We start from the raw sequence: 6,277 nt of genomic DNA, 5'->3' as shown, positions 1-6,277 counted from the left end.
GGCCGCAGCGCCTGGGGCCGCAGCGCCTGGGGCCGCAGCGCCTGGGGCCGCAGCGCCGGCCATTTTTGGCGGTCGCGGAGGGAGCGGCGGAGATGGCGGTGCGGCCTAAATCTGGGTCGCATCGTCTTTGTGCAATGCACCATGAGATTGCCTGGAGACGATGTCAATGCCCGGGATGGGCAAAACCGTGCCTCATCGCTGCCTCTGCCTTACGACAAAGGTGCGCGATCACTTGCCATGACCACGCCTGGGTCGTTCCTCCGCACTCCAAAATTCCGTCACCCCCCTTTCCCCGAGCATAGCGGGCTTGACTCGGGCCCATGTCGGTGAGAACAATAAGAGAACATTTTTCCCATTTGTAAGAGGTTAACGTCACCCGTGCGGCCGCTTTCCGCCATCGAGTCTCTGCGCGCGCGGATCGAGACGCTTGAGGGGCGCCGGCCTGGGCGGGCCGTGTTGCCGTTCGGGATCGCGGCGATCGATGCCCATTTGCGCGGCGGTGGCCTTGCGCATGGGGCGGTGCATGAGATCGCCGGTGGCGGCCATGCGGCGATCGATGCTGCCGCTGCGGCCCTGTTTGCCGCCGGCATCGCCGCCCGCGCCGGCGGCATGGTGCTGTGGTGTCTCGCGCGGCCGGATCTGTTTGCGCCGGCGCTGGCCGAGGCCGGGCTCGGCCCCGATCGGGTGATTTATCTCGAAGCGGGTGACGACAAGACAGCGCTCGCCTGCGCCGAGGAGGGGCTGCGCCATGGCGGGCTCGGCGCTGTCGTCGCCGAAGTCGCGCGGCTCTCGATGACCGCCTCGCGCCGGCTGCAGATCGCCGCCGAAGGCACCGGCACCCTCGGCCTCGTGCTGCACCGCTGGCGGCGCCAGAGCGAGGCGGCGACATTCGCGCCGAGCGCGGCCGAGACGCAGTGGCGGGTCTCGGTGCTGGCATCGACGCCGCTGCCGGTGCCGGGGGTTGGCCGGCCGCGCTGGCTGGTCGCGCTGATCCGCGCGCGGGCGGGAGAAACTGCCGAGTTTGAAGTGGAGGCGTGCGATGACGCGGGTCGTCTCGCTGTTCCTGCCGCACTGGCCGACCGACCGCTGGCGGCGGCGGACGGGCGTCGCGGCGCCGCCGGGTGAGCGGCCGCTGGCCCTCATCGGCCAGGAAGGCGGGCGGCGGGTGGTGCTGGCCGCCGATGCGGCGGCCGCGGCGGTGGGGCTGCGGCCCGGCATGGCGGTGGCCAAGGCGCGGGCGCTGATCCCCGGCCTCGTCACCGCGCGCGCCGATCCGGCGGCCGATGCCGCCGCACTCGAGCGGCTCGCGCTCTGGGCGCTTCGCCATTACGCGCCGCTCGCCGCCGCCGATCCGCCAGATGGCATCGTCATCGACACCACCGGCGCCGATCATCTCCATGGCGGCGAAGAGGCCATGCTCGCCGCCATGCGCGCGCGTCTTGCCGCCGCCGGGATCAGTGCCCGCGCCGCCAGTGCCGACACCTGGGGGGCAGCGCACGCGCTCGCGCGTCATGCGGCGCGGCCGATCACGGTGGCGCCCATCGGTGACACGGCTGCTGCCATCGCGCCCCTGCCGCTCGCGGCCCTCCGCCTTTCGCCGGCGCTGGTCGCCGCTTTGCAAACGCTCGGCTTTCTTCGCATCCGCGATCTCATGGCGCAGCCGCGCGCGCCCCTCGCGCGCCGCTTCGGGCCGGAGCTTCTGCAAAGGCTCGACCAAGCACTCGGGCGGCTCGCCGAACCGATCACTCCGGTCCGGGCGCCCGAGCTGATCGAGGTCCGCCGCCATTTCGCCGAACCGATCGCCACCGCCGAGACCATCGCCGCCGCCATCGCCGCTCTGGCCCGGCCTCTTGCCGTGGCGCTGGAAGCCAAGGGGCTCGGCGCCCGCCGGCTCGACCTCCTCTGCCATCGCGTCGATCGCGCCGCCCAGGCGATCCGCATCGGCACTGCCCGGCCGCTTCGTGACCCTAAACATTTGTCCCGGCTTCTCAGCGAGAAGATCGAGACTATCGACCCCGGCTTCGGGATCGAGGCCCTGGCGCTGGCCGCTTCGCTTACCGAACCGCTGGCCGCAACCCAACGCGCATCCGCGCTGATCGCGGCGCCGGCGCCGGATATCGCCGATCTGATCGACGTGCTCGCCAACCGCATCGGCGCCGAGCGGGTCTATCGCGCCGCCCCGGTGATGAGCGACGTGCCGGAGCGGAGCGTGCGCCGCATCCCGCCCCTCGCCCCCGCGACCGGGACCACCTGGCCAGCCGGATGGCCACGCCCGGCGCGGCTTTTCACGCCGCCGGAGCGGATCGAAACCGTTGCCTTGCTCCCCGATCATCCGCCGCTCGCCTTTACCTGGCGCGGCCAGCGGCGGCGGGTTGCGCGCGCCGACGGGCCAGAGCGGATACTCGGCGAATGGTGGAAGCGTGACGCCGAACTGGCGGCGGTGCGGGATTATTTTCGCATCGAGGACGAGGTCGGCGCGCGGTTCTGGATTTTCCGCGCCGGCGACGGCGAAGATGCCGCGAGCGGCGCGCAGCAATGGTTCCTGCACGGGATTTTCGCATGACCGCGGGCTATGCCGAGCTGCAGGTGACCTCGCCGTTCAGTTTCCTGCGCGGTGCCTCTTCCTGCGAGGATCTATTCGCAACCGCTGCAACCCTTGGCCTTGCTGCGCTCGCGATCACCGATCGCAACACGCTCGCCGGGATCGTGCGCGCCCACGAAGCAGCGAAAGCGAGCGGTGTTCGCCTGATCGTCGGCTGCCGGCTCGATCTTAGCGATGGCGCCGCGGTGCTCGTCTATCCGACTGACCGCGCCGCCTATGCCCGGCTCTGCCGCCTGCTCTCCTTGGGCAAGCGCCGCGGCGGCAAAGGGCGATGCCATCTCACCTGGGACGATCTCGCCGCCCATGCCGCGGGGCTGATCGCCGTCCTTGTCCCCGATCGCGCCGATGACACGCTGCGCGCGCGTTTGCGAAGACTGCGTGAGCTCTTCGGCGCTCGCGCCCATCTCGCGCTCACGCTTCAGCGGCGGCCCAATGATCAGCTTCGGCTGTGGGAACTTTCCACCTGCGCGGCTGCGCTGCGGGTCGCGACCGTAGTCACCAATGACGTGCTGTTTCACGAACCCGGACGGCGGCGCTTGCAGGATGTCCTCACCTGCATCCGCCATCATGTCACCATCGATAATCTCGGCGACCGGCGCGAGCGCCACGCCGATCGCTATCTCAAGCCGCCGGCAGAGATGCACCGGCTGTTTGCCCGCTATCCCGAAGCGCTCGCCCGCACACTCGCGATCATGCAAGACTGCCGCTTCACGCTTGACGAACTCGCCTATCAATACCCCGAGGAGCGCGACGATCCCAGGCTCACGCCGCAGGAGACGCTCGCCGATCTCACCTGGAAGGGGGCTGCTGCGCGTTATCCGGAAGGGGTTCCGGCAAAGGTGCAGGCAATTCTGCGGCATGAACTGGCGCTGATCGAAAAGCTCGCCTACGCGCCCTATTTCCTCACTGTCCACAGCATCGTGCGTTTTGCCAAATCGCAAGGCATTCTCTGCCAAGGGCGCGGCTCGGCCGCCAATTCTGCGGTCTGTTATTGTCTTGGCATCACCGCGATCGACCCTGACCGCAACGATCTCCTGTTTGAGCGCTTCATCTCCGAGGAGCGGCGCGAGCCTCCCGATATCGACGTCGATTTCGAGCATGAGCGGCGTGAACAGGTTATTCAATGGGTGTTCGATACCTATGGCCGCGATCACGCCGCGCTTTGCGCGACTGTCATCCGCTATCGCGCACGTGCGGCGCTGCGCGACGTCGGCAAAGCCCTGGGGCTTTCCGAAGATATCATCACGCTGCTCGCAACCCAGCTATCACGATGGTCGGATGCTGAGATCAGCGATGCGCAGATTGCGGCATTGGGCCTCAATCCTCGAGATCGGCGCTTGCGTCTGACACTCGCTCTCGCCCGCCAGCTCATCGGCGCCCCGCGCCATCTGAGCCAGCACCCTGGCGGATTTGTGCTCACGCATGACCGGCTCGACGATCTCGTTCCGATCGAGCCCGCGGCGATGGCCGACCGTCAGGTCATCGAGTGGGACAAAGACGATATCGATGCGCTGCGTTTCATGAAAGTGGACGTCCTGGCGCTTGGCATGCTGAGCTGTCTTCGCCGCGGGCTCGATCTGCTTGCCGCCCACAAAGGGATCGCGCTCGATCTCGCCAGCATCCCCGCCGAAGAGCCACGCACCTACGCGATGATCCGCCGCGCCGACACGCTCGGCACTTTTCAGATCGAAAGCCGGGCGCAAATGGCGATGCTGCCCCGCCTCAAGCCACGCACCTATTACGACCTCGTCATCCAGGTCGCGATCGTGCGGCCGGGGCCCATTCAGGGCGACATGGTCCATCCCTATCTCCGCCGCCGCGAAGGGCGCGAGCCGGTCGCCTATCCAACGCCGGAACTCGCGTGCGTTCTTGGCAAAACCCTCGGCGTGCCGTTGTTTCAGGAACAAGCGATGCGGGTTGCCATCGTCTGCGCTGGCTTCACGCCGGGGGAAGCGGATCAATTGCGCAAATCGATGGCAACCTTCAAACAGCGCGGCGGAGTCTCGGTGTTTCGCGACAGGCTGATCGCGGGGATGATCGCCAACGGCTATGAGCAGGCATTCGCCGAGCGCACCTTCCGCCAGCTCGAAGGCTTCGGCGCCTATGGTTTTCCTGAGAGCCACGCGGCCTCCTTCGCGCTCATCGCCTATGCCTCGGCGTGGCTGAAATGCTGGCATCCCGACGTGTTTTGCGCCGCCCTCCTCAACGCCCAGCCGCTGGGGTTTTATGCCCCAGCGCAAATCGTGCGCGATGCTATCGCTCATGGGGTCGAGGTGCGCCCGGTTTCCCTCAACGCCTCGCGCTGGGATTGCACTCTGGAACCGACGGGGAATAAGGCGCGTCTTGCGGTGCGGCTTGGCTTGCGCATGGTCAAGGGCCTCGCCAATGCCCATGCCGCCGCGATCATCGCCGCGCGCGCCGACACGCCGTTTGCCTCGGTCGAGGATTTTTGGCGCCGCGCGCGTATCCCGCACGCGGCATTGCTGGCGCTGGCCGCCGCCGATGCCTTTCGCCCGGCGTTTGGCCTCGCGCGGCGTGAGGCGCTCTGGGCGATCAAGGCTTTGGGCGCGGCGCCGCTGCCGCTGTTTGCTGCTGCCGACGCCAGCATTGGCGAGATTGTGCCCGAAATCGCCGAGCCTGACATCACCCTCCGCTCGATGACCGAAGGCAGCGAGGTGGTGGCGGATTATGATCATCTCGGCCTGTCGCTGCGCGCCCATCCAGTTGCGTTTCTGCGCGCCGATCTCCGCCGGCGCGGCCTCGTCACCTGCGCCGAGGCGATGGCCGCGCGCGATGGCCAATGGTGCGAAACCGCTGGCCTCATCCTGGTGCGCCAGCGCCCGGGCAGCGCCAAGGGGGTGCTATTCGTCACGATGGAGGATGAAACCGCGATCGCCAATCTGGTGATCTGGCCAAAGCTGTTCGAAGCCAACCGGCGCGTGATCCTGTCGGCAACGATGCTTGCGGCACGCGGGGTCGTTCAGCGCGAAGGCGAGGTCGTTCACCTCATCGTTCATAAAATTGCCGATCTTTCCAACGTTCTCGCCGCGATCGGCGCCGATGATCTCGCCATGGGGTGCGAGCCTCCCGGCGAGCTTCGCATCAAAAGCCGGAATTTCCACTAACCCAAGCCGCCTTCTTCATCCGCCGCCGCCGAGATCGCTGGCTGGCGCGGCGTCTGGCGCCGTTCCATGCCGCGCCGTCAGCGCTGCAACAAGGTCAGCGATGTCTTTCTCGTCCACCGGCGCGCCAAAAACGTTTTTCATTTTCAGAACCTCTGCCCGCCAGGCGGCGGCGGGAAGAGCGGGCTGTTCATCGACGAACATTGCCGAGTGGCAGATCAGGCAGTCTTGATTGAGGAGAGCAGCGCCCGATCCCTGAAACAGCGCCCCGCGGCTCGGGAGATCAAAGGATTTGGTGGTCCAGTCGAAAGTCGGGCGCGCGACGGGCGCGGGTTCTTCCGCCCACACCAGCGTCACCGCCGCGAGGAGGGCCAGCGCGATTGTAAACATACGAAACATGGCGGCTCTCCCTCATACCACCGAAAGCGTAAGCTGTTCGACCGGATTGTACATGAAGCCGCCCGGGTTCCAGTTCACCGCGAGCGGCTGCTGCTCGCCCTTGGCATTGATGGCTCGCACGAGAAGGCGGCATGGCCCGCGTGCTGTCGGCGTC

At 67.5% G+C, this 6,277-nt stretch carries 4 protein-coding genes; 3 read left to right on the top strand and 1 reads right to left on the bottom strand.

The features are described from left to right. Positions 1-378: 378 nt before the first annotated feature. The 3 genes from ACP5M5_RS14140 to ACP5M5_RS14130 are packed head-to-tail and all read left to right on the top strand — an operon-like array spanning position 379 to position 5,727. A complete protein-coding gene (locus tag ACP5M5_RS14140; protein WP_427938409.1) occupies positions 379-1,125 on the top strand; it encodes an ImuA family protein in 747 nt (248 codons plus the stop codon). Continuing rightward, on the top strand, positions 1,040-2,563 hold the full coding sequence (locus tag ACP5M5_RS14135; protein ID WP_427938407.1) for a Y-family DNA polymerase: 1,524 nt from the start codon (positions 1,040-1,042) through the stop codon (positions 2,561-2,563). Before ACP5M5_RS14140 ends, ACP5M5_RS14135 begins: the two co-directional genes overlap by 86 nt. Next, on the top strand, positions 2,560-5,727 hold the full coding sequence (locus tag ACP5M5_RS14130) for an error-prone DNA polymerase (RefSeq protein WP_427938405.1): 3,168 nt from the start codon (positions 2,560-2,562) through the stop codon (positions 5,725-5,727). Before ACP5M5_RS14135 ends, ACP5M5_RS14130 begins: the two co-directional genes overlap by 4 nt. Positions 5,728-5,742: 15 nt before the next feature. On the opposite strand, the gene ACP5M5_RS14125 is transcribed toward ACP5M5_RS14130, so the two are convergent. Continuing rightward, positions 5,743-6,123, bottom strand: a complete 381-nt coding sequence (locus tag ACP5M5_RS14125; protein ID WP_427938403.1) for a sulfite--cytochrome C oxidoreductase subunit B — start codon at positions 6,121-6,123, stop codon at positions 5,743-5,745. Positions 6,124-6,277: the final 154 nt, after the last annotated feature.

This window comes from Acidibrevibacterium sp., from assembly GCF_049965395.1.
In the GTDB taxonomy this organism is placed as follows: Bacteria; Pseudomonadota; Alphaproteobacteria; order Acetobacterales; family Acetobacteraceae; genus Acidibrevibacterium; species Acidibrevibacterium fodinaquatile.
Note: the sequence above shows the minus strand (reverse complement) of the source record. Positions and strands in the feature narration are given on the sequence as shown.

Excerpts from the sequence above, each read along its gene's own strand:
- ACP5M5_RS14135 (WP_427938407.1), top strand. The coding sequence starts at position 1,040 with ATGACGCGGGTCGTCTCGCTGTTCCTGCCGCACTGGCCGACCGACCGC.
- ACP5M5_RS14130 (WP_427938405.1), top strand. The coding sequence starts at position 2,560 with ATGACCGCGGGCTATGCCGAGCTGCAGGTGACCTCGCCGTTCAGTTTC.
- ACP5M5_RS14125 (WP_427938403.1), bottom strand. The coding sequence starts at position 6,123 with ATGTTTCGTATGTTTACAATCGCGCTGGCCCTCCTCGCGGCGGTGACG.